The following is a 21,557-nucleotide window of genomic DNA, read 5'->3' as shown; positions in this document are numbered from 1 at the left end:
GGCTCTTTCTCTCCTCTCACACAAAAAGCCGCAGGCCTGCAGGCGTGCATTGACGGCACACCGGCAAAGCCTGCGGCAAAAGTACTTATTTTTCCCAGTCTTTCAGCTGGGCAGCTTCCTCGTACATGGCAAGGTAGCTGTCATACCGGGTCTGAGAAATCTTGCCTTCCTCCAGAGCTTTCCGCACGGCACAGCCCTTCTCCGTCCGGTGGGAACAGCCCACAAAGCGGCACTGCTGCCGGTAGGGTTCAAACTCAGGAAAGACCTGCTCCAGCTCCTCCTTGGGAATGCGGCAGAGGCGCTGGGTCTCCAGGCTGGCAAAGCCCGGCGTGTCCGCAATGCGGCCGCCGCAGACCTCAAAGATCTCCACCTCCCGGGTGGTATGGCGGCCGCGGCCCAGCTTCTTGCTGATGGCTCCGGTCTCCCGGTCCAGATCGGGGGCAAGGGCATTGATGAGGGTGCTCTTGCCCACCCCGGAGTTGCCGCAGAAGGCACACAGATGGTCCTTGATCCAGCCGCGGACCTCGTCCAGGCCTTCCCCGGTATCGTAATGGAGAAGGATCAGGGGCAGACCGCTGCCGGTGTAGGCTTTTCTTAGCATATCAGCCGCCGCAAGATCGGTCTTGGTGACCACCAGCACCGGCTGGACATTCTGGTAGAGCGCCGACGCCGCCAGCTTGTCCAGCACAAGAGTACTGGGCACCGGCTGGGTGGTGCTGGCCACAATAAACAGAACATCCAGATTGGCCACCGGAGGCCGCACAAAGACATTTTTGCGGGGCAGAATTTCGTCGATCATATTGGCGTCGGCGTTGAGCTGCACCTGATCTCCCGCCACCGGCGTAATGCCGCGCTTGCGGAAGATGCCGCGGGCACGGCATTCGGCAATGCCGTCATCGGTGCGAACGTAGTAAAAGCCGCCGACGCCCTTGGTAATATACGGCGTCATCCCTGGTACAGGAAGGTTCCGTCGGCGCGGTAGACCTTGCCGTCTCCGGTCTGGTAGCGGTCCTCCCAGTTGCCGTCACCCAGGTCCTCCGACCAGGTCTTGACGACGGTATTGGGATCGCCGTTGAGCTCGCCGTCATTGGTCTCCGGCGGCGTTTCCGGCACACCGCTGGAAACATACAGGCGCACGCTGGAGCCGATACGCACCTCGGTACCGCCCGCCGGGGACTGGCTCAGCACCGTACCGGCAGGCTGATCGCTGGGCTGTTCCACAATGGACGGGACCAGCTGCATATTGGCCAGGGTGGAACGGGCCTTTTCGGAGTCGAGGCCCTCCACCGTGGGAACAATCTTGGTGGTCTCGATCTTGGGCTGGGCAATATACAGGGTGACTGTGGCATCGCCCTCCACCTGTTCCCCTGCAGCGGGAGAGGTGCGCACCACCGTGCCCGAGGTGACGCTGTCATCAATGACAAAGCTGTTGACCACGTTGTTGACGCCCAGATCCTTGAGCGTCTGTTCCGCCTCGTCCTTGGTCATGCCGATGACCGAGTCGGGGATCTGCACCCAGAGAGTGCCCAGGCTGACTTTAAGGGTAATGGTCTGGCCTTCCTTGACGGTACGGCCGGACTTGGGGTTTTGCTGATAAATGACACCCTCATCATACTGGGAGTTATACTCATAGACCCAGTTGGGAGTCAGAAGGGAGTAATATTCGGAGGCGCGAAAGTCAGCCTCCGTTTCTCCGACGAAGTTGATGAGCTGCACGTCGGCGCGGTTGGAGAACAGCGGGTTGGTGGAGTTGGCGAAGATCAGGTAGACCAGAATGAAGGCTCCGATGACAAACGCCACCGCCATGCCCAGGAAGATGGGCACCACCGAGAACGGCTTGGCGCCCTTTTTATTCTTGCGTTTGCTTTTCACGTTTTTCCCTTTTGCATTGGAGGGCTGTCCCGCGCGGCGGGCATCGGAGGTACGGATGGCTCCCCGGCCCTTGCTGTCGTTGACGACCTTGTTGATGGTTTTGTCGGGATTGTCCTGGGTCAAATACTCATATTCAAACCGGATGGACGGGTTGTGTTTGAAGGAGTCAATGGCATCCAGCATCTCCCGGGCAGACTGATAACGCTCGTTGGGGTCCTTGTTCATCGCCTTCTCGGTGATCTGGCGAAGGCCTTCCGGCACATTGGGGGCAACCTCGGCCAGGGGTCGGGGCTTCTCCGAGATCTGCATGATGGCAATGGACACGGCGCCGGTGCCGTCAAAGGGCAGTGTGCCGCTGAGCATCTCGTACAGCATGACGCCCACCGAGTAGATGTCGGTGCGGGCATCGGTCTTGTCGCCCTTGGCCTGCTCGGGACTGATATAATGCACCGAGCCGATGGCTTTGTCGCTGACCGTCTGGCTCTGTGCACGGGAGAACCGTGCAATGCCGAAGTCCATCATCTTGATGGACCCGTTGGCCAGCAGCATGATGTTCTGGGGCTTGACATCGCGGTGGACAATGCCTTTGGAATGGGCATGCTCCAGCGCGCCCAGGATCTGGGTGGCAAAGTGGACCGTCTCCTTCCAGGTAAGGGCCCCGCCGCGCTGCTTGAGGTATTCCTTCAGCGTGATGCCGTCGATATACTCCATGACGATATACTGCATCTTGTCCGAGACCGAGACATCGTATACCTTGACGATGTTGGGATGGTCGAGGATCGAGATCGCCTTGGATTCATTCTTGAAACGCCGGACCAGCTCCTCGTTGTCGAGGAACTCTTCTTTCAGAACTTTGACAGCCACCGCATTGCCGGTCTGGGTGTCCTGGCCGCGATAGACGTTTGCCATGCCGCCGACGCCGATCAGACTTTCGATCAGGTAGCGTCCGTCCAGCTTTTTGCCGATCAGATTATCCATTTGTCTCCTCCGTTGATTCCACGCCCATCAGCAGAACGGTGATGTTGTCCTGACCGCCGCCCAAAAGGGCCCGGTCCACCAGCACACCCGGTGCATCAAAGAATGTGGTTTCCTGTAAGATGAGGGCGATTTCTTCATCCGAGACCATATTGGTCAGGCCGTCCGTGCACAGAAGGATGATGTCGCCTTTTTCGATGCCGCAGCGGTTGTACTCCGGCACGATGTTGGCCGACACGCCCAGGGCCCGGGTGATCAGGTTCTTCTGCGGATGGGCCGCAGCCTGCTCCCGGGTGATCTGGCCGCTGTCCACCAGCTGCTGGACCATGGAATGATCCCGCGTGAGCTGACGGATCTGCCCGCCCCGGAACAGATAGGCCCGGGAATCCCCCGCATGGACAATGTGCGCCATATTCTCATAAATGTACGCACACACGCCTGTGGTACCCATTCCCAGCATATCGGGGTCAGACGTAGCTTTATCATAAACTGCGCGGTTGGTAATGTCAAATCCCCGCATGATAAACTGCTTTTCCTCGCCGTGGCGAAGGGTCTTCAGCTGGCGGGAGAAATACTGCAGCATGGTGTCGGTGGCAATCTTGGCCGCCACACGGCCGCCGTTTGCACCACCCATGCCGTCGCAGACGATACCCCAGCCGGAACCGTCCGTCAGCTGCTGGCCGCAATAATTATCCTGATTTTCCTGCCGGCAGCTGCCGATGTCTGTTAGCGCCGCAAGTTTCATGTGTGGTTCCTTTCCATCGTCATTTTGGCGTCCTCCCTGCGCAGCTGTCCGCAGGCCGCGCTGATGTCTGCCCCCAGACGGCGGCGGATGGTCGCATTGACGCCAAGCTGTTCAAGCATATCCTTAAAACGGCGGATGTTTTTGTCATCGGTAGCCGAGTAGGGGCTGCCGTCCACGGGATTGATCGGGATCAGGTTCACATGGGCACCCATGCCGCGGATGAGGTCGGCCAGTTCCTTGGCCGTCTCGGGCGAATCATTGACGCCGCGCACCATGGAATACTCAAAGCTGATGCGCCGGCCGGTCTGCTTCTGATAGCGGCGGCAGGCGGGAATGAGCTTTTCCAGCGGGAAGGCATCGTTGACCGGCATCATGCTGCTGCGCATCTTATTGTTGGGCGCATGCAGCGATACCGACAACGTCAGCTGCAGCTTGCGCTTGGCCAGCTCATCGATCTTGGGCACCAGGCCGCAGGTGGACAGGCTGATGTTGCGCATGCCGATGTTGAGACCGCCGGGGCTGGAGATGATCTCGAGGAAATCCATGACGTTGTCAAAGTTATGCAGCGGTTCCCCGATGCCCATGAGGACAATGTGGGAGACCCGCTCCCCCGTGTCCCGCTGGACGGTGTAGATCTCGGAGGCGATCTCCCCCGCGGTCAGGTCCCGGACGCGGCCCGCCTGGGTGGAGGCACAGAACCGGCAGCCCATGGCGCAGCCCACCTGGGTGGACACACACACCGAGTTGCCGTAATGGTAGCGCATAAGCACCGTCTCAATGCAGTTGCCGTCGGCCAGTTCCAGCAGGTACTTGATGGTGCCGTCCCGGGAGCACTGCTTGCGCCGGATGGAGGGCGCCGCGATGGTGCACTCTTCCCGCAGGCGCTCCAGCAGCGCCTTGGGCTGATCGGTCATGGCGTCAAAGTCGGTGACCAGTTTCTGGTGGAGCCACTTATAGATCTGCCCCGCCCGAAAGGAAGGCTGCCCCAGAGAGGCAATATATTCGGCCAGCTGCTTCTGTGTCATGGAGGAGAGGCAGCGTTTTTCCATCAAGATCCACCTTCTTATTATAATGCATTGCGCGGAAAATTTCTAAACTCTTTCTAAAATTGCTGTAAAAAAGCCGTCCGAGGCGGTTCTGTGGGGCAAAAACAGCGTGCCCCACTCCCCCACCGCCGCGCCTTCCGGCACGGTTTGCGGCGCAACAACGTGAAATTCCGGATGTTCCCGGCAGAATGTGCGAATCTGGTCCTCATTCTCATTCACATTGATTGTACAGGTAGAATACACCAAACGCCCGTTTTGGGCAAGATACCGCACCGCATTTTGCAGGATCTTCTGCTGTAAAGAGACAAGACTTGACAGGTTTTCCAGCGTCTTGAACCGGATGTCCGGCTTCTTGCCGATGACCCCCAGACCGCTGCAGGGCACGTCGCACAGCACCCGGTCAAAGGTGCCGAGGCTTTCGTCAAATTGGGAGGCATCCCCCTGTCGGACGCTGCCGCAGGTGACCCCGCAGCGGGCAAAAGCCTGCTCGATGAGGGGCAGGCGGCTTTTGACCGCATCGGCGCTGACAAGAGTGCCTTCATTGTGCATGGCCTCGGCCATGGTCAGGCTTTTGCCTCCCGGCGCGGCGCAGAGGTCCAGCACCCGCTGGCCCGACTGTGCTGCCGTGCACAGGGCGGCAAACTGAGACGCCAGCCCCTGCACATGGAAAAGTCCCTGGGCAAAGGCTTTGGTGGCCGCCGGGGAGGCCGGGAAGCGCACCGCCAGGCAATGGGGCCAGGGGCCGGGGCGGACCTCGCAGCCCTCGGCGCGGAGGGTATCCGTCAGAGCCGCGTCCCCCGTTTTGAGGGTGTTGACCCGGATAAAGGTATCCCCCCGATGGTAGAAGGCCTCCGCAATGGCAAAGGCTTCCTCCCCGTAGTCCCGGTACAAGAACTCCGCCACTGCATCCGAAAGGCTGTACTGAACCGCCAGCCGTTCCACCGGCTGCGGGAAGGACAGCGTCTTTTCGTCAAAGGCGGCGGCCCTGCGAAGGACCGCATTCACCATGCCCGCGGCGCTGGTCTTGCCGAAAGCTTTGGCCAGCTTGACCGACTCGTTGACGGCGGCGGGCAGGGGCACGTCCAGGAACTTGGCCTGTGCCAGACCCGCCCGCAGAATCGCCCGCACCGGGGCATCCAGTTTCACCACCGGCTTGCGGGTGAACTGATTGAGGCAGCAGTCGATGAGCCGCTGGCGCTCGAGGGTGGTATAAAAGATGCCGGCCGCAAAGGCGGCATCCCGCCGGGAAAGGGGCGGCTCGCATTTCTTGAGCTCGGCGTCCAGCACCAGGTTGGAATAACCGTCCCGTTCCTGATGCATCAGCGCCCGGACCGCCAGATACCGCGCCGTCACAGGCAGTCCCCCGCTTTGAGGCGGCGGCCTGCAGCCCAGGCGGTGCCCTCCATAGGACGGCCGCCCTCCGGCGTGACGCTGAGCAGCTGCAGAACGCCGTCAGCACAGGCGATGGTCAGAGGCTTGAGGGCCAGCACCGTGCCGGGCTTGGCGCCCTCCGGATTTTCCGCCGTGCGGCTGTCGAGCACCTTGACCTTTTTGCCGCCGTACTCGAAGAAAGCGACGGGCCAGGGGTTCATGCCGCGGACCAGATCATGGAGCGTCTGTGCCGGGGTGTCGAAGGTGAAGCGAGCCATCTCCTTGGTGAGGGGCGGGGCCTGGGTGGCCTGGGCGTCGTCCTGCTTTTTGGGGGTGAGTTTGCCCTCCCGCAGCAGATCCACGGCCCGGACCAGGGTGCGGGCGCCGATGGAGCTGACCTTGTCGAACACCTCCCCGGAAGTTTCCTCCGGGCCGATGGGGACCTTCTCCACCATCAGGATATCACCGGTGTCGCAGCCCTCGTCCAGCTGCATGATGGTGACGCCGGTCTCGGCATCCCCATGGATGACCGCCCACTGGATGGGCGCGGAGCCACGGTATTTGGGCAGCAGCGAAACATGCAGGTTGATGCAGCCGTATTTGGCAATGTGCAGAAGCTCCGGCGGCAGAATGCGGCCGTAAGCCACCACCACCACCAGGTCGGGAGACAGCGTGCGGAAGACTTTTTCCGCCTCGCCGTCCCGCAGGGTGGCGGGCTGATAAACGGTCAGCCCGTGCTGTAAAGCCAGCTGCTTGACAGGCGGTGCCGTCAGAATCTGCTTGCGTCCCACCGGTTTGTCCGCCCGGGTATAGACACCGCAGATCTCATGTCCGGCGTCGATGAGAGCCTCCAGGCTCTGGGCCGCAATGTCGGGCGTTCCCATGAACAGAATCTTCAAGAATACTTTCCTCCCTGTATGCTGCGATCAGTCGTCGCTCTCCTCGGGGTAGTCGTCCTCATAGAAATGAGTGGCAAGGTCCATGATGGTGATGCCGTCCAGATGGTTGTTCTCGTGCTGGATGCAGCGGGCCAGCATATCGTCCGCCTCCATGGTGAACTCCTTGCCGTTGCGGTCCTGGGCCTTGACCTTGACGTGCTTGGAGCGGGAAATGGCTCCATTGTGGCCCGGGAAGGACAGACAGCCCTCGTACAGTTCCACCTTCTCGTCGCTGAGCTCGAGAATCTCCGGGTTGATGAACTCGATGAACTTGTACTCGTAATTTTCGGGCAGTTCCTCGGGCATGTCGCGGTCATCCAGGCAGATGAACAGGCGGCGCATCATGCCTACCTGCGGACCAGCCAGGCCCAGACCGTTGGCGTCCAGCAAAGTCTCTTTCATATCGTCCAGCAGGGTGGCCAGGCGGTCGTCAAATTTGGTGACCGGGCGGCAGACTTTCTTCAGGATGGGATCTCCATCCTGTACAATTGTGCGAAGTGCCATAGGTAATACCTCCATGATGTCAGATAGGGCGGCGCGAACCGCCAGAAACAAGCGTCTTTTATCGGGATTTGCATGCAAATCCCAAAACGCGCCTGAATACATACAGAAACAAAGTGGTCATGCCGTACCCCAGCGCCGCACGCAGGTATTCCTCCTGCGTAAAGGCCACCGCTTCCGGAAAAGCCAGTTCCCGCTGCAGTTCACAGTACAGTGCATTGTCCTGCAGCCAGGGCATGGGGATGTCCGCCAGGTGGAAGAGTGCGGCAAAGGTGAAGCATCCTGCCACCACAATTCCAAATCCCAGCAGGAAACGCAAAAAACGAATCAGCATCGGTGATTTTCCTCTTCCGGGCATGCCGGTCACATATCGCCGTCGGAGTTGAAGTCCAGGGCGACGGTGGCTTTTGCGGGCAGCTTCTGTTTGGCGTACTCGTCCAGCGCCCCGCGCATCAAGGCGCGGAAGGCTGCATCGTTGCGGCACTTGATGGTGAGTTTATAGCGGTACTTGCCGGCCAGCATCCCGATATTCATGGGGGCCGGGCCAAGCAGACGCAGCGGGATCTCCGGCTGTTTGGCGGCAAGGTCGGCCAGAATCCGGGCAAAGGCAAAGGCCGCCTGACAGACGGCACCTTCCTGTTTGCCGGTAAAGCCCACCACACAAAAAGCGCAGAAAGGCGGGTACAGGCTGAACTTGCGGAAGGCGATCTCCTGCCGGTAAAATGCGGGGTAATCCTGCGCCGCCGCCAGCTTGAGTACCGGGTGTTCCGGCACGACGGTCTGGATCAGCGCTCTGCCCGGCAGTTCGGCACGTCCGCCCCGGCCAATGACCTGAGTGACCAGGCTGAACACATTTTCAAAAGCGCGGAACCCCTGCCCGAACAGCATAGAGTCAATGCCCAATACCCCCACCAGAGTGACCTTTTCAAAGTCCAGACCTTTGGCCACCATCTGGGTGCCCAGAAGGATATCGTGCTGTCCTGCAGCGAATTCGGCCAGCATTTTCTCGTGAGAGTTTTTCTGGCCGGTGGAGTCCTGATCCATGCGCAGGATGCGGGCGCCGGGCAAAAGCTGCTCCAGCTCCTCCTCCACCCGCTGGGTGCCGAAGCCGCTGTAGTTGAGCTTGCCGCCGCATTCGGGGCAGCGCTGGGGCGCCGGGCGGACCTGATGCCCGCAGTGATGGCACATCAGCGCCTGCTGGGGTTTGTGGTACACCATGGGAACGCTGCAGTTGGGGCACTTGATGACATGCCCGCAGACCGAGCACATGGCAACCGTCCGGTATCCCCGCCGGTTGAGAAGCAGGATGCTCTGCTCCCCCTTCTGCAGGTTGACCTTCAGTTCCTGTACCAGGCGGCCGCTGACTTCCCGGGGGTTGCCCGCGGCCAGCTCCGCCCGCATATCAATAAAGTCCACCGTGGGCAGCGGACGGCCGCCGTACCGTTGGGTCAGCGTGACAAGGCGCAGGCGGCCCGACTGGGCGGCGTGGTAGGTTTCGGTGCGCGGGGTGGCCGAGGCAAAGACGAGGAGCGCCCCTTCCGCCGCAGCCCGTTTTTTGGCCACATCGTGGGCCGAGTAACGGGGCGCAGACTCGCTCTGGTAGGTGTGCTCCTGCTCCTCGTCAATGATGATGAGGCCGATATCCCGCAGTGGGGCAAACACCGCGCTGCGGGTGCCCACCACAATATCCGCCTTGCCCGACTGGATCATCCGCCATTGGAGCAGGCGCTCGGTGTTGTTGAGGGCCGAGTGCTGCACCGCCAGGCGACTGCCGAACATCTGTTTGAGGCGGCGGATCATCTGCGGGGTCAGACTGATCTCCGGCACCAGGACCAGCGCCTTGCGGCCCAGCTCCAAAGTGCGCTCAATCAGTTTGAGGAACACTGCCGTCTTGCCGCTGCCGGTCACGCCGTACAGCAGAGCGGCACGGGGCTGACGGGCGGTCAAATCAGGCTCCAGAGCATCGTAGGCCGCCTGCTGCTCCGGGGAGAGTTCCAGCGGCCGGGGGTCAAAGGGGATGGACGCGAACAGGTCCAGCAGTTTGTCCCGCTGCTCCACCGACAGGACTCCTTTTTCGCAAAGGGTCTTGAGGGTGGCGTCGGAGATGCCCTGTTCCGCCAGTTCCTTCCGGCTGAGAGGCCCATCCCGCAAAGCCTGCACCGCAGCGGCCTGTTTGGGGCCGGGTTTCGGCTTTTGGGGAAGTTCCCCCACCAGGGTGTAAACCGGCTCGGCAGTGCGGGAAAGCCGGCTCTGCATGACCCAGCGCCCGTCCTTTCGGGCGGGCTGGTACTGGGCGCCGTAGGGGATCATCGCCTTGACCGCCTCGAACCAGGTACAGAAGGTCCGGTCCCTTAAAAAATGGACCAGCTCGATCAGATCGGGGGTCAGGCGGGCCTCCTCCGGCGCGGCATCCAGAATGGTCTTGAGCCGCGGGTCCGGTTCAGTCTCCTCCCCGCATTCCAGCACAACCGCCATGCGGGGTTTGCTGCCCGCCCCAAAGGGCACCAGCACCATACTGCCCGGCCAGATATGCTCCGCCAGTTCCTGTGGTACCAGGTAGGAATAGAGCTTGTCAAAATGGATGGTGGCATCGCTTACCGCCACTTTTGCAATCTGCGGCAGACGCGCCGCCCCCTTTCGCCCTGTTGCTCCGGCGAAGGATCACTCCTTGCCGTGGGTAATGTGGAACTGAATGATGGAGTACAGGCTCTCCGCGCAGGAATCCACTTCAACGTTGACCACATGTTCGTCATAATCCACCGAATTGGCAATCTCGGTCTGAGCACGCTTGAGACGTTTCTGGATTGTGGCTTCATCCTCTGTGCCGCGGCAGCGCAGGCGGCGCTCCAGCTCTTCCATATTGGGAGGCAGCACAAAAACGGTGGTCGCGCCGGGGTACAGCCGTTTGATATTGCCCGCGCCCTCCACCTCGATGACCAGAATCACCGGGGTCTTTTCCCGCATATGACGCTCCACTTCCGAGCGCAGCGTGCCGTAATAGTTGTCGCAGTAGCAGGTGTGCTCCACGATCTCGTCGTGGGCGATTTTGTTTTCAAATTCCTCCCGGGTGACGAAGTAGTAGTTCACACCGTCTTTTTCCCCCTCACGCATAGAGCGCGTGGTGGCCGAGATGGTGCGGCTGATTTCAGGGTGCTTCTCGAGAAGGCGGGCCACAACGGTGTCCTTGCCGGTTCCCGACGGGCCCGAAACTACAAACAAATACTTTTCTCCCTGCATAACATCCTTATCCTTTCCCATTATGATACCCGATTTTTGGCCGCGGGGTCAGTCCTGTTCTTCCGGGGCCGGCTGTGTATTTCCGTCAAAACGACCGGCCACCGTCTCCGGCTGAATGGCCGAGAGGATGACATGGTCGGAGTCGGTGATGAGTACGGCCCTTGTTCTGCGTCCGTAGGTCGCATCGATCAAGGCTCCCTTGTCCCGTGCATCCTGCACAATGCGCTTGATGGGCGCCGACTCAGGGGCCACGATGGCGATCAGGCGGTCCGCATTGACCATATTGCCGAACCCGATGTTGATGAGCTTCATGGTTGTTTCGCCTTTCTGTGGATGAACCGGTTACTCCAGGTTCTGCAGCTGTTCGCGGATCTTCTCAATTTCCGCCTTGAGCTCCACCACCAGGCGGGTGATTTCCAGATCCTGGCACTTGGAACCGATGGTGTTGGCCTCGCGGTTGAGTTCCTGCGTCAGGAAGTCCAGCTTGCGGCCCACAGGCCCGTCCCCTGCCAGAATGGCGCGGTACTGGGACACATGGCTGCGCAGGCGGACGGTTTCCTCATCCACAGCAGTCTTGTCCGCAAAGATGGCGGCTTCCGTCAGGATGCGGGACTCGTCAATGTTGCGGTCCTCGAGAAGTTCCTTGAGGCGGGCGTACAGCTTATCGGTGTAGGCCTTGACCCGGCCCGCGCTGTTCTGTTCAATGCCGGTGACCAGAGTTTCCACCGTGTTCAGGCGGCTGAGAAGATCGTCCCGCATCTTTTCGCCCTCCACGGCGCGCATGGCCAGAAAAGCATCCACTGCCTTCTCTGCCACCGTGCGGACATTCTCCCACAGGGCTTCCTCATCCAGCGGCGCCGCCGTCTGAGTCAGCACATCGGGAAAACGGGCGATCATTCCCGTTGTCATGTCGTTTTTCAGTTCCAGCTGTTCAGACAGGCGGATCAGCGCGTCCTGGTAGCCCTTGGCCAGCGTCCAGTTGACCGACACCACCGTGTCGGCGGCTTCCACGCTCTGCACCGTCAGGGAAAGCTCCACCTTGCCCCGGCTGACCCGGGCGGCAACCAGCTTTTTCAGCGGATCTTCCAGAAAGGAAAACGCCCGCGGAATGCGCGAGGAATACTCCAGAAAGCGAGAGTTGACGCTGCGCAGTTCCACCGTGATGTCACGGCCGTCCAGCGTCTGGCGCGCTCTGCCGTATCCCGTCATGCTAAGAATCATATCAAACACCTCATTCTGGCTTTGGAAAGTCACAGTGCGACATTGTATAGATGTTATTTATTTTACTATCTTTGGCAATGTTTTTCAAGGGCGGTGTGAAAGAGAAAACCTTCTGCCAGCGGTGCGTTCCGCCATCACCATCCGGTCCATCAGGGCAAAAAAATAGAGCAAGCGAACAACGCTTGCTCTGAACTGGTGGACCTGGAGGGATTCGAACCCTTGACCTCTCGGATGCGAACCGAACGCTCTCCCAACTGAGCTACAGGCCCATATTTTGATGTGGCACAATTCCAACGACTTGTTTACTATACCTCAAATGCATATAATTGTCAAGAGAAAAATCCGCCAAAAAGCGTCGTCCTTTTTTCATATCGGGAAGCTTTTCAATCGTTCCAAACCCTGATATAATATAGGTAGCAGCCAGACCTTTCTGTTGTGCCGAGTTATCCCGCCGCAGATGCTTTGAGGCCACGGCACTGCATATCCGGCCCGGCTGTGAATAATTCGCGGGATGTGCGTGCTGTAAAGCCCGCCCGTCCCGGCCAAGGAGGCAAGGTTCTAATGAAGGTTACATGTACCGGACGCAGGGTTTCTCTGAAGCCCAGTTTTATAGAAAAAGCGGAGGCAAAGCTCGCCAAGCTGGATAAATTCTTTCCCAATGAGGCACAGGCACAGGTGACGGTCAACGTAGAAAAATCCCGTCAGACCGTGGAAATCACCGTGCACAGCACCGGGCTGACGCTCCGGGCCGAGAAGGCTTCCGAGCGCATGGAGGATGCCTTCAACGACGCCTTCGATTTGCTGATGCGCCGTGTGGTCAAGTACCGCAAGCGCCTTGGTGACAAGCTGACCAGCGCCGCTGCCGAGATCCCCATCGCTCAGGCAGAGCCGGAGGAGACCTACGAGATCATCCGCGAGAAGCACTTTGCCGTCAAGCCCTGCAGCACCGAGGAGGCTATCCTGCAGATGAATCTGCTGGGCCACAGCTTCTTCCTCTACCGCAGCATTGAAAATGATTGCATTCAGGCAGTCTATCGCCGTGCAGACGGCGGCTACGGCGTTCTGATTCCCGAGACCTGAGTTTCACCAATTTCCAACTGATGTAACAAACCATTGCGCCGCCGGCAGTCTCCTGTCGGCGGCGCTTTTTCGTCCCGCAGGCTTTTACCGGGCTGTATTGTTCCCCTGCAAGGGCCGTTCAATAGTAAACCTGCTGATTATAAGGGTCAAAATGCGGCATTCTTCCGCTCTCCCGCATTGACGCGGCGTCTGTAGCGGTTATAATAAGATGGTCAAGAAGTTCAATATTGAGCATTCCCAGCGCCTTGGTGATCTGCACTGTGGTGGCAAAATCCGCCTCCGACGGAATGGCCAGTCCCGAAGGATGGTTATGGGCCAGTACTGCACAGCTGCACCCGGACGCCACCGCCGTCCTGGCCAGTTTGTTGATATCAAATGTCAGCTTGTTGGGCAGACCGTCCCCGATCCGGATGTCCCTCAGCGGTGTATAGTTATCGTCCATGGCAATGAGATACATTACCTCGTGCTGCATGCCAATGAACAGGGGCCGCACGTACTCCATGACTTTCTCAGTTGTGTTGAGGCTGACCCGGCCGTTGCGTTTGTGCATGGTATAATAGCGTGCAAACTCCAGCACCGAATGGATCATTCGGGCACTGGACGGTCCGATGCCCTCCACCTCCTGCAGCTCCTCCTCGCTGGCTTCCAATACACGGCAGAAGCTGCCGAACTGCTGGATCAGGCGATGGGCCAGTGGATTGGTATTTTGCCGCGGAATGGCAAAGAACAAAAGATACTCCAGCGCCTCATGCTCCGCCAGGCTTTCCAGACCGTCGCGGCGCACTCGCGCCTGCATTCTGGCGCGGTGATCTGCATGCAGCGGCTTTGGTTTCTTGGCTTGGGCCATGTTGCATCGTTCCTATCCTTTGTTTTGGCCCGGACCCGGGCAAGTTCCTGTATCTCATTATACACGTGTACCCAGTAATTGAAAAGTCAGAGGTCATTTTATGAAGAAATTTGTGGCAGGGCCAAATGAAAACGACGTTCGCCTCTCCCGCTTTGTGGAGTCGGTCACCAAAGATATGCCGCGCAGTCTGATGTACAAGAGCTTCCGCAACAAGCGCATCAAGGTCAACGGCAAGCGCGGCGAAGCCGACACCCGCCTGAAGGAGGGCGACATCATTGAGCTGTACATCAACGATGAATTTTTCCCTGTCGTCTCCCCCACCCGGCCCAAACCGGCGCCCCGGCGCCAGCCCGCCGTCACCGTGATCTACGAGGATGACAACATCGCAGCGCTGTACAAACCCGCCCATCTGCTCTGCCACAGTGACCGCACCGGCGATGCCAATCTGGTGGACGCCTTCATTGCGCAGCTGACCGCCCGGGGAGTCTACGACCCCAAGGCCGAGAACCGCTTTGCCCCCGCCATCTGCAACCGCCTTGACCGCGGCACCGAGGGGCTGGTTCTGGCTGCCAAGTCCCAGAGTGCCCTGCGCGACATGAACGAGATCATCCGGGAGAACTGGATGAAAAAGGAATATCTGACCATCACCGTGGGGGCACCGCCCCAGGGACGCCATATTGCCTGGCTGCAGCACAGCGAAAAAAACAACAAAGTCCGAATCCATGCCCGGGAAAGTGAAGGCTACAAGCAGATCATCACCGATGTGACGGTGATCCGCCAGTCCGGTCCCTTTGCCCTCTGCCGGATCGGACTGGTGACCGGCCGCACCCATCAGATCCGCGCCCACCTGGCTTATTTGGGGCACCCGGTCATCGGCGACATCAAGTACGGCAATCACAAAATGAATGAGCGCACCGGTCTGCGCACCCAGGCCCTCTGTGCTCAGCGGCTGACCTTTGGCCAGATCCCCGAGGAAAACACCCTGCACTATCTCTCGGGTCGGGTCATCAAGCTGGACAAGCCCGGCATCCTGGCTCTGTTTGACAAGCTATGTGCGGGTGGGCCGGAAAAGGGGTGATTTTCTCCCTGCCCCGAATGCAAAAAAGCGCTGCCAGCCGGCAGCGCTTTTTTGTGTTTGAATCTTAGTCTCAGGGCCTCAGGCGATGAGGAAGCGATAGATCACCGCCACGGCAATGATCAGCGCGCAGATGACTGCCGTGATCGGCGGGGCCCAGCGGATAATGCGCTCGGCCATGACATCGTCTTCGCTTTCCTCGCTGTCGTCGGCATAGCGGCCGCGGCGGCGGGGACGATCGTACTCATCCTCGTCATCCTCATCATAATCGCCGTCATAGTCCAGCTCGCCGGAGGCCTCCTCCGCATCGAACATGCGGGTGCCGTCCTCGTCGTCGTCCTGCTCATCGTCCAGCAGAATGCCCTTGTTGGCGTAGCGGCGGACGCGGTCCAGCTCGGGATTGCTCTCCTGCTGGGGCGGCGCAAACTGAGCGGTGGGCTCCTCGGCAATGGCAGCCTGGGCAGCGGCCGCTGTGGCGGCTGCCGCCTCCTGCTGGGGGTCGGAGTTGGCCACTGCGTTGATCTCGCGCTGCTGCTGTTCGGCGGCCTGACGGGCCTCCTCCAGCACATGGGTCAGGGCGGCTTTGATGTAGGCGCGGTCTCCGCCGCACTCGCTGCAGACCTGGGTATTCTCCTCGTTGGGGTGGAAAGCCCCGCACGCGCAGAACCAGCCCTGCTCGATATCCTGAGGCACGCAGATCAGTGCATCGTTGCCGGTGCGCTGCTGCAGCGTCTTGGCAATGGAAGCCGGCAGCACCCGGGGCGTCTTGAGGCGGACGCGCTTGTATCCCCGCAGGTCTACACCGCGCCCGTTCAGGAAAGCGCGGTCCTGCTCGATCTCGACGCTGGACACCGGCGTATCGCTGACATAGACTGCATCGTCGCTGCCGAACAGATCGCCCGGCTGTGCATCCAGCTGCTCATAGTAGAAATCATCCTCGCACAGGACCTGGCCTGCCGCATCTTTACACTTGAAATGGATCACAAGCCCGGTCAGCGGTTCGGTTCCGACATTCTTGAAAGTCAGGCAGACCGCAACCTCGCCGGTCACGTCGCCTTTCAGCAGCTCCACGCGGACAAACTGAACCGGGCTGCCCGCAGTATAATAGTTGGCACGGGATTGGGCCATCAAAGAGAAATTCTGATCCATGCTTCACTCACCTTGCTTAATTGTTGCTATCCCTGCGCTGCAGCCAGGGTTCCGCCGCAGCATCATCTTTCTCACTCCTGCACCGGAGGCTGCTGCGCGGTGCTGTCCTGGGCCGGAGCTTCCGGCGCCTGCGCAGGCATCTCCTCGTCGTCCGCATCCGCAGTGGGGCGATCCTCCATCAGGGCACGGAAATCATCGCCGGAGATCTTTTCCTTCTCCATCAGGACTTTGGCCACTGCGTGCAGCTTGTCCATATGATCGGACAGGATGCGGCGCGCAGATTCGTAGGACTCGTCCATGATATCGCGGATCTCATTGTCGATCTCGGAGGCAATGGTCTCCGAATATCCCTTGCCCTGGGCCAGGTCACGGCCCAGGAAGGTCTGGCCGGGATCGTTGCCGTAGACAACGGGGCCTAGACGCTCGGAGAAGCCATAGCGGGTGACCATGGCACGGGCCAGGTCGGTGGCGCGCTCCAGGTCATTGGAGGCACCGGTGGAGATATCCTCCAGCACCAGCTGTTCCGCCACACGGCCGCCCAGCAGGCAGACGATGTCCTCGCTCATGGCAGTGCGGGTCACATAGCTGGGCTCCTTATCGGGCAGATACATGGTGTAGCCGCCCGCGGCCCCACGGGGAATGATGCTGATCTGATGCACGGGGTCATGGGTCGGGCAATAGTAACCGGTGATGGCATGGCCGGCCTCATGGTAGGCAGTCAGGCGCTTTTCCTTGTCGGTCACAACGCGGCTCTTCTTCTCGGGGCCGGCCACCACCTTGATGGAGGCCTCCTCGATTTCAGGCTCAGTGATAGCCTTCTTGCCCTTGCGGGCAGCCAGCAGCGCGGCCTCGTTGACCAGGTTTTCCAGGTCTGCGCCCGAGAAGCCCGCAGTGGACTGGGCGATGGTCTTGAGGTTGACATCGGGGCCCAGGGGCTTGTTCTTGGTGTGGACGCGGAGGATCTCCTCACGGCCTTTGACATCGGGCAGGCCCACATAGACCTGGCGGTCAAAACGGCCGGGACGGAGCAGAGCCTTATCCAGGATGTCGGCGCGGTTGGTCGCCGCCATGACGATAACTCCGTCGTTGGCATCAAAGCCGTCCATCTCAACCAGAAGCTGGTTCAAGGTCTGCTCGCGCTCGTCATGGCCGCCGCCCAGGCCGGTGCCGCGCTGACGGCCCACTGCATCGATCTCATCAATGAAGATGATGCTGGGCATGGTCTTTTTGGCCTTTTCAAACAGGTCACGCACGCGGGAAGCACCGACGCCGACGTACATCTCGACGAAATCGGAACCGGAAATGGCATAGAAAGGAACGCCCGCCTCACCGGCACAGGCACGGGCCAGCAGTGTTTTGCCGGTGCCCGGAGGGCCCACCAGCAGCACACCGTGAGGAATGCGCGCGCCCAGAGAATTGAACCGCTCGGGCGCCTTGAGGAACTCCACAACTTCCTGAAGTTCGGCCTTTTCCTCCTCGGCACCGGCCACGTCGGCGAAGGTTGCCTTGCGCTGGCTCTCCTGCTGATCCTTGACCTTGGCACGGCCCACATTCATGATACCGCTGCCGCCTGCGCCGCTGCGGTACATGGAAATGAACAAAAATGCCACGCCGCCGATCATGATGACATAGAGCAGCAGCTCCATCCACGGAATGCTCGGCTTGACCGGGGACATATCGTAGACCATGGGAGCGTCGGGATTGGCCTCATTGTACTGCTCGATCAGGCCTTCATCCCGCAGGGTGCTGAGGAAATAATCGATATAAGGCAGCTTGTAGGTAGCAACCACTGTGCCGCCGTTTTTGGGGCCGTAGTCCTCATTGCCGGAGAGTTCCTGCAGCAGTCCGGTTGCCTCGGTCTGCTGCTGGGCGTTCTCAGGCAGGGGCTTGTCCCCTTCCTTCAGGCTCATCTCAATGACGCCGGTGTTCAAATCCAGGTCAAAGGCGGTAACCTGATTGTTTTCAAAGTATTCGATTACGTCGGAATAGGCCATGGTGCTGGTATCGGTACCGGACAGCGACGAATACATCGTCACCATTACAAGTGCCAGAACCAGCACGATCGCAATCACAATTCCGCCGCTGAAGCGAGGTTTTTGTTGCAAGAAATCAACTCCTACTCTTGTTGCCGGAACGCGGCGCCATTTTACGCCTTAGTGTAAATTTCGGGTTTCAGGACTCCCACATAGGGCAGGTTGCGGTACTTTTCGTCGTAGTCCAGGCCGTAACCGACCACAAATTCATCCGGCACGTCAAAGCCCTTGTAGTCGGGCTCAATGTCGGCCTTGCGGCGGCTGGGTTTGGACAGGATCGAACAGATTTTGACACTGCTGGGATTGCGCATGCGCAGCATGGGCATCAGATGGGACAGCGTCACGCCGGTGTCCAGGATATCCTCCACAATCAGCACATCCTTACCGGTCAGATCCTGATCCAGGTCCTTGACGATCTTGACCAGACCCGTGGTCGTGGTGTTGGAACCGCCGTAGCTGGACACCACCATAAAGTCGATGGCGCAGGGAATGCTGATGGCGCGCATCAGATCCGTCATAAACACCACAGATCCCTTGAGAATGGAGACGAGCAGAAGTTCGTGCCCGTCGTAGTCCCGGCTGATCTGCGCGCCAAGCTCGCTGATCTTGTCCTGCAGCTGCTGCTGCGACACCAGAACATGGTCGATGTCGCGGTTCATATCATACATGGATTCAAGCCTCCGTATCCCGCTCAGCATGCACCACCAGCACCGTCCGCGTATTGCGGTCGGGGGCCAGGCCCTCGGCAAATCCGCTGCCCCACAGCCAGACGACTTCACTGCCATCCGCCAGCAAAGGCATCAGCGCCCGCTCCTCCGGTTTCACACCAAGTTCGTTGAACAATTTTTTGAGTGTTTTCCTGACATGACGGCCCGCCGGACGGAAGTCATCCCCCGGCTGACGTGTACGCAGCAAAATACTCTTTTGTATTTTATCATAATCTGCGCAACAGTTTAAGTCTTTTTTGAAAATTGGTTCATTTTTCAGAAATTCTTCATACTTTTGCACCTGAATCTCGATGGTATAGCCCCCCGGCAGGCGATAAACCCCCGGCAGGGCCGGCTGCGGCGGTGCCGGCGGCGGTAGCGCCCCCGGCGGTGCAATGCGCCGCAGCACACCATTTTTCACCTTGAAGTTCACATCCTGGGTCAGCTGCAGGGCCCCGTCCCCTCTCAGGATCAGAAAGCGCAGCAGGCTGACGTACTTCTCCTCCGCATCCCGCTCGGGCACGATGAGGCTGTGCAGGGCTGTGGTCAGGATTGGGCCGTCGGCCTCCCTCAAACGCTCCACATCGTAACCGTCCTCCAGGGCGGCCGCCTGCAGAAGGGCCGCCGCCTCGGCGGTCAGCCAGTCGTCCAGCTCCTGCATCTGGCGGCAGAACCGCCCAATGGACCGCTCTGCCGCGCTGTTCACGCTGGCCAGGGCCGGCATGGCCCCGTGGCGGATGCGGTTGCGGGCATAGTCGTCGGTCTCGTTGGTGAAGTCCTGTACATAGCTTTGCCCAAGTGCGTCACAGTATGCTGCCGTCTGTGCCCCCGTGATGCAGAGGCAGGGCCGCACATAGACGCCCCGGCGCACCGGAATGCCCGTCATGCCGTGGAGTCCCGTGCCCCGGGCCAGCCGAAACAGCAGGGTCTCCGCCTGATCGGACAGGGTGTGCGCCGTGGCGATCTTCGCTTCCTCCCGCTGGGCCAGGGCGTCAAACCAGGCATAGCGCAGCCGCCTTGCCCAGTCCTCGCTGGCGTGGGGCGGGATCTCCACCCCCTCCCGCCGGGCATCGTAGACAAACAGTTCCACCCCCAAAGAGCGGCAGAACTGCTCCACAAAGCGGGCGTCGGCATGGGACTGCTCCCCCCGGATGCCGTGGTCCACATGGGTGGCCAGTACCTCGATCTTCAGCTGGCGGCGGCAGCGGTAAAGAAACAGCAAAAGGGCCATGGAGTCCGCCCCTCCGGAGCAGGCTGCAATGACCCTGTCGCCGGGCTTGAACAGCCCGCGCTGCCGGCAGAACGCCAGCAGGGATTCTTCTGTTTGTTCAATGATCGGATCCACCGTTGAAGTTGTCATGGCTGTAATCCAAATTCATAAAGCGTGTATGGGCACCGTCCCATCCCAGCTTGACCGAGGTGGTCTCGCCGTGACGGTTTTTGGCAACGATGCACTCGGCCACATTTTCATCCGCCTGCTCCCCCTCGCCGTTCTGGCTGTTGTAGTAGGCGGCACGGTAGAGGAACAAAACCACGTCGGCGTCCTGCTCGATGGAGCCCGAGTCACGCAGGTCGGACAGCTGCGGCCGGTGATCGGACCGGCCGCTGGTCTTTTCCGCCGCACGGGACAGCTGGGACAGGGCAATAACGGGGACGTTGAGTTCCTTCGCCATGATCTTGAGGTTCCGGGTGATGTCGCTGATTTCCTGCACGCGGCTCTCAGTCCGTTTGGAGGACTGCATGAGCTGAAGATAGTCGATGATGACCAGCCCGATGCGGTCCTTTTTGGGGTCCTGATTGATCTGGCGGATTTTGGCCTTGATCTCCGGCACCGAAATGCCCGAGGAGTCGTCCATATAGATGGGCGCATCGTACAAAAGGGTACTGGCCCCTACCAGGTCATTCCAGTCCGAGTCGTTGAGGCGGCCGGTACGGAAGGTCTGGCTGTCAATGCCCGCCGTGCTGGAAAGAATACGGTCGGTCAGCTGTTCGCAGGTCATTTCCAGGCTGAACACAATGGTGGGCACCTTCTGCAGGCGGGCGACGTTGGTGGCAATGTTCAAGGCAAAGCTCGTCTTGCCCATGCCGGGACGGGCTGCCAGAATGACCAGGTCGGAGCGGCCCAGGCCGGTGAGGACGGTATCCAGATAGGTAAAGCCGGTGGGAATGCCCGCGTACTTGTCCCGGTCGGGACCGCTGAGCTTCTGCAGCGTGGCAATGACATCCAGGATGGATTCCTTGATGGTCTTGACGCCGGTCTTGTCCTTGCCGCTGCGGATGTCGTAGATCTTCTGCTCGGCGCTCTCCAGCAGCATGTCGGCGTCGGATTCCTCCGCCGTCTGCTGCAAAATGGAGCGGGCGGCTTCGATCAGGCGGCGGGTCTGGTATTTCTCCCGGACAATGCGGATGTAGGATTCCACATTGGACAGGGCCGGAACCGTCTCGGCCAGGCGGGCAACGTAGATTTTGGCGTCGTCAGCCCCCTGAAAAGCCTCGCTGGAGGCCAGGGCGTCTACCAGGGTGACCACGTCCACGGCCTCGTTCTCGGCAAACAGCGCCGCCATCTGGGTGTAGACTGCGCGGTTCTGGTCGGAGTAGAACATCTCCGGTTCCAGCTCGGTAATCAGCTGGGTGAGGATGTTCTCATCCATCAAAGCGGCGCCAAGGACACTCTGCTCCGCCTGCATATTGTAGGGCATCTGGATGCCCAGCCCCGAAAGGCTCAGCTCATTGCCCGGCATGTGGGCGCCTCCTTTGATC

The 21,557-nt window shown here is 60.0% G+C and carries 20 protein-coding genes and 1 tRNA gene; 2 read left to right on the top strand and 19 right to left on the bottom strand.

What is annotated here, in order from left to right; genetic code table 11:
* Positions 1 to 85 precede the first annotated feature (85 nt).
* The 13 genes from rsgA to INF35_RS00580 all read right to left on the bottom strand — a co-directional run bounded on the left by rsgA (position 86) and on the right by INF35_RS00580 (position 12,175).
* Positions 86 to 949 (bottom strand): ribosome small subunit-dependent GTPase A, encoded by an 864-nt coding sequence (rsgA, locus tag INF35_RS00640; protein ID WP_193499659.1) that lies wholly within the window; start codon positions 947 to 949, stop codon positions 86 to 88.
* The gene (gene pknB, locus INF35_RS00635; protein ID WP_193499658.1) at positions 946 to 2,850 is read right to left on the bottom strand and encodes a Stk1 family PASTA domain-containing Ser/Thr kinase; all 1,905 of its coding nucleotides are present in this window, start codon (positions 2,848 to 2,850) and stop codon (positions 946 to 948) included. Before pknB ends, rsgA begins: the two co-directional genes overlap by 4 nt.
* Positions 2,843 to 3,592 carry a Stp1/IreP family PP2C-type Ser/Thr phosphatase gene (locus tag INF35_RS00630; protein WP_193499657.1) on the bottom strand — a complete coding sequence of 250 codons (750 nt, stop codon included), beginning with the start codon at positions 3,590 to 3,592 and terminating at the stop codon, positions 2,843 to 2,845. Before INF35_RS00630 ends, pknB begins: the two co-directional genes overlap by 8 nt.
* Positions 3,589 to 4,641, bottom strand: a complete 1,053-nt coding sequence (rlmN, locus tag INF35_RS00625; RefSeq protein ID WP_193499656.1) for a 23S rRNA (adenine(2503)-C(2))-methyltransferase RlmN — start codon at positions 4,639 to 4,641, stop codon at positions 3,589 to 3,591. Before rlmN ends, INF35_RS00630 begins: the two co-directional genes overlap by 4 nt.
* 42 nt (positions 4,642 to 4,683) lie before the next feature.
* Positions 4,684 to 5,991 carry a 16S rRNA (cytosine(967)-C(5))-methyltransferase RsmB gene (gene rsmB / locus INF35_RS00620; RefSeq protein ID WP_328740056.1) on the bottom strand — a complete coding sequence of 436 codons (1,308 nt, stop codon included), beginning with the start codon at positions 5,989 to 5,991 and terminating at the stop codon, positions 4,684 to 4,686.
* Entirely contained in the window at positions 5,988 to 6,908 is a 921-nt protein-coding gene (fmt, locus tag INF35_RS00615; protein WP_193499655.1) for a methionyl-tRNA formyltransferase, read from the bottom strand. Before fmt ends, rsmB begins: the two co-directional genes overlap by 4 nt.
* A gap of 27 nt (positions 6,909 to 6,935) precedes the next feature.
* Positions 6,936 to 7,451, bottom strand: a complete 516-nt coding sequence (gene def / locus INF35_RS00610) for a peptide deformylase (protein ID WP_207728237.1) — start codon at positions 7,449 to 7,451, stop codon at positions 6,936 to 6,938.
* Between the two features lie 58 nt (positions 7,452 to 7,509).
* Entirely contained in the window at positions 7,510 to 7,782 is a 273-nt protein-coding gene (locus INF35_RS00605; protein WP_193499653.1) for a hypothetical protein, read from the bottom strand.
* Positions 7,783 to 7,811: 29 nt separating this feature from the next.
* Positions 7,812 to 10,052, bottom strand: a complete 2,241-nt coding sequence (gene priA / locus INF35_RS00600) for a replication restart helicase PriA (protein ID WP_328740054.1) — start codon at positions 10,050 to 10,052, stop codon at positions 7,812 to 7,814.
* 57 nt (positions 10,053 to 10,109) lie between these two features.
* Positions 10,110 to 10,667: a guanylate kinase gene (gmk, locus tag INF35_RS00595; RefSeq protein WP_328740053.1), complete on the bottom strand. Its 558-nt coding sequence runs from the start codon at positions 10,665 to 10,667 to the stop codon at positions 10,110 to 10,112.
* 66 nt (positions 10,668 to 10,733) lie between these two features.
* Positions 10,734 to 10,997 carry an extracellular matrix/biofilm regulator RemA gene (gene remA / locus INF35_RS00590; protein WP_193499651.1) on the bottom strand — a complete coding sequence of 88 codons (264 nt, stop codon included), beginning with the start codon at positions 10,995 to 10,997 and terminating at the stop codon, positions 10,734 to 10,736.
* 30 nt (positions 10,998 to 11,027) lie between these two features.
* Positions 11,028 to 11,906, bottom strand: coding sequence for a YicC/YloC family endoribonuclease (locus INF35_RS00585; protein ID WP_193499650.1), 879 nt, complete (start codon positions 11,904 to 11,906; stop codon positions 11,028 to 11,030).
* A 193-nt stretch (positions 11,907 to 12,099) separates the two neighbouring features.
* Positions 12,100 to 12,175, bottom strand: a tRNA-Ala gene (locus INF35_RS00580).
* 292 nt (positions 12,176 to 12,467) lie between these two features.
* Between INF35_RS00580 and hpf the strand changes: the two genes are divergently transcribed.
* On the top strand, positions 12,468 to 12,986 hold the full coding sequence (gene hpf / locus INF35_RS00575; RefSeq protein ID WP_193499649.1) for a ribosome hibernation-promoting factor, HPF/YfiA family: 519 nt from the start codon (positions 12,468 to 12,470) through the stop codon (positions 12,984 to 12,986).
* A 118-nt stretch (positions 12,987 to 13,104) separates the two neighbouring features.
* Here hpf and INF35_RS00570 read toward each other — a convergent pair whose 3' ends face one another.
* Positions 13,105 to 13,833, bottom strand: coding sequence for a JAB domain-containing protein (locus INF35_RS00570; RefSeq protein WP_193499648.1), 729 nt, complete (start codon positions 13,831 to 13,833; stop codon positions 13,105 to 13,107).
* A 100-nt stretch (positions 13,834 to 13,933) separates the two neighbouring features.
* Here INF35_RS00570 and INF35_RS00565 point away from each other — a divergent pair, with 100 nt between their 5' ends.
* Positions 13,934 to 14,911: an RluA family pseudouridine synthase gene (locus INF35_RS00565; RefSeq protein ID WP_193499647.1), complete on the top strand. Its 978-nt coding sequence runs from the start codon at positions 13,934 to 13,936 to the stop codon at positions 14,909 to 14,911.
* Between the two features lie 78 nt (positions 14,912 to 14,989).
* Here the strand turns inward: INF35_RS00565 and INF35_RS00560 are convergent, their stop codons facing one another.
* The 5 genes from INF35_RS00560 to dnaB form a co-directional block, all read right to left on the bottom strand.
* Positions 14,990 to 16,057 (bottom strand): hypothetical protein, encoded by a 1,068-nt coding sequence (locus INF35_RS00560; RefSeq protein ID WP_193499646.1) that lies wholly within the window; start codon positions 16,055 to 16,057, stop codon positions 14,990 to 14,992.
* Positions 16,058 to 16,128: 71 nt separating this feature from the next.
* Positions 16,129 to 18,096, bottom strand: coding sequence for an ATP-dependent zinc metalloprotease FtsH (gene ftsH, locus INF35_RS00555; RefSeq protein WP_235983113.1), 1,968 nt, complete (start codon positions 18,094 to 18,096; stop codon positions 16,129 to 16,131).
* Positions 18,097 to 18,203: 107 nt separating this feature from the next.
* On the bottom strand, positions 18,204 to 18,749 hold the full coding sequence (hpt, locus tag INF35_RS00550) for a hypoxanthine phosphoribosyltransferase (protein ID WP_193500491.1): 546 nt from the start codon (positions 18,747 to 18,749) through the stop codon (positions 18,204 to 18,206).
* 13 nt (positions 18,750 to 18,762) lie between these two features.
* Positions 18,763 to 20,142 (bottom strand): tRNA lysidine(34) synthetase TilS, encoded by a 1,380-nt coding sequence (tilS, locus tag INF35_RS00545; protein WP_328740048.1) that lies wholly within the window; start codon positions 20,140 to 20,142, stop codon positions 18,763 to 18,765.
* Positions 20,126 to 21,538: a replicative DNA helicase gene (dnaB, locus tag INF35_RS00540; protein ID WP_193499644.1), complete on the bottom strand. Its 1,413-nt coding sequence runs from the start codon at positions 21,536 to 21,538 to the stop codon at positions 20,126 to 20,128. Before dnaB ends, tilS begins: the two co-directional genes overlap by 17 nt.
* Positions 21,539 to 21,557 lie beyond the last annotated feature (19 nt).

Source organism: Gemmiger gallinarum (genome assembly GCF_014982805.1).
GTDB classification, from domain to species: domain Bacteria; phylum Bacillota; class Clostridia; order Oscillospirales; family Ruminococcaceae; genus Gemmiger; species Gemmiger gallinarum.
This window is presented reverse-complemented; position numbering and strand designations above follow the sequence as displayed.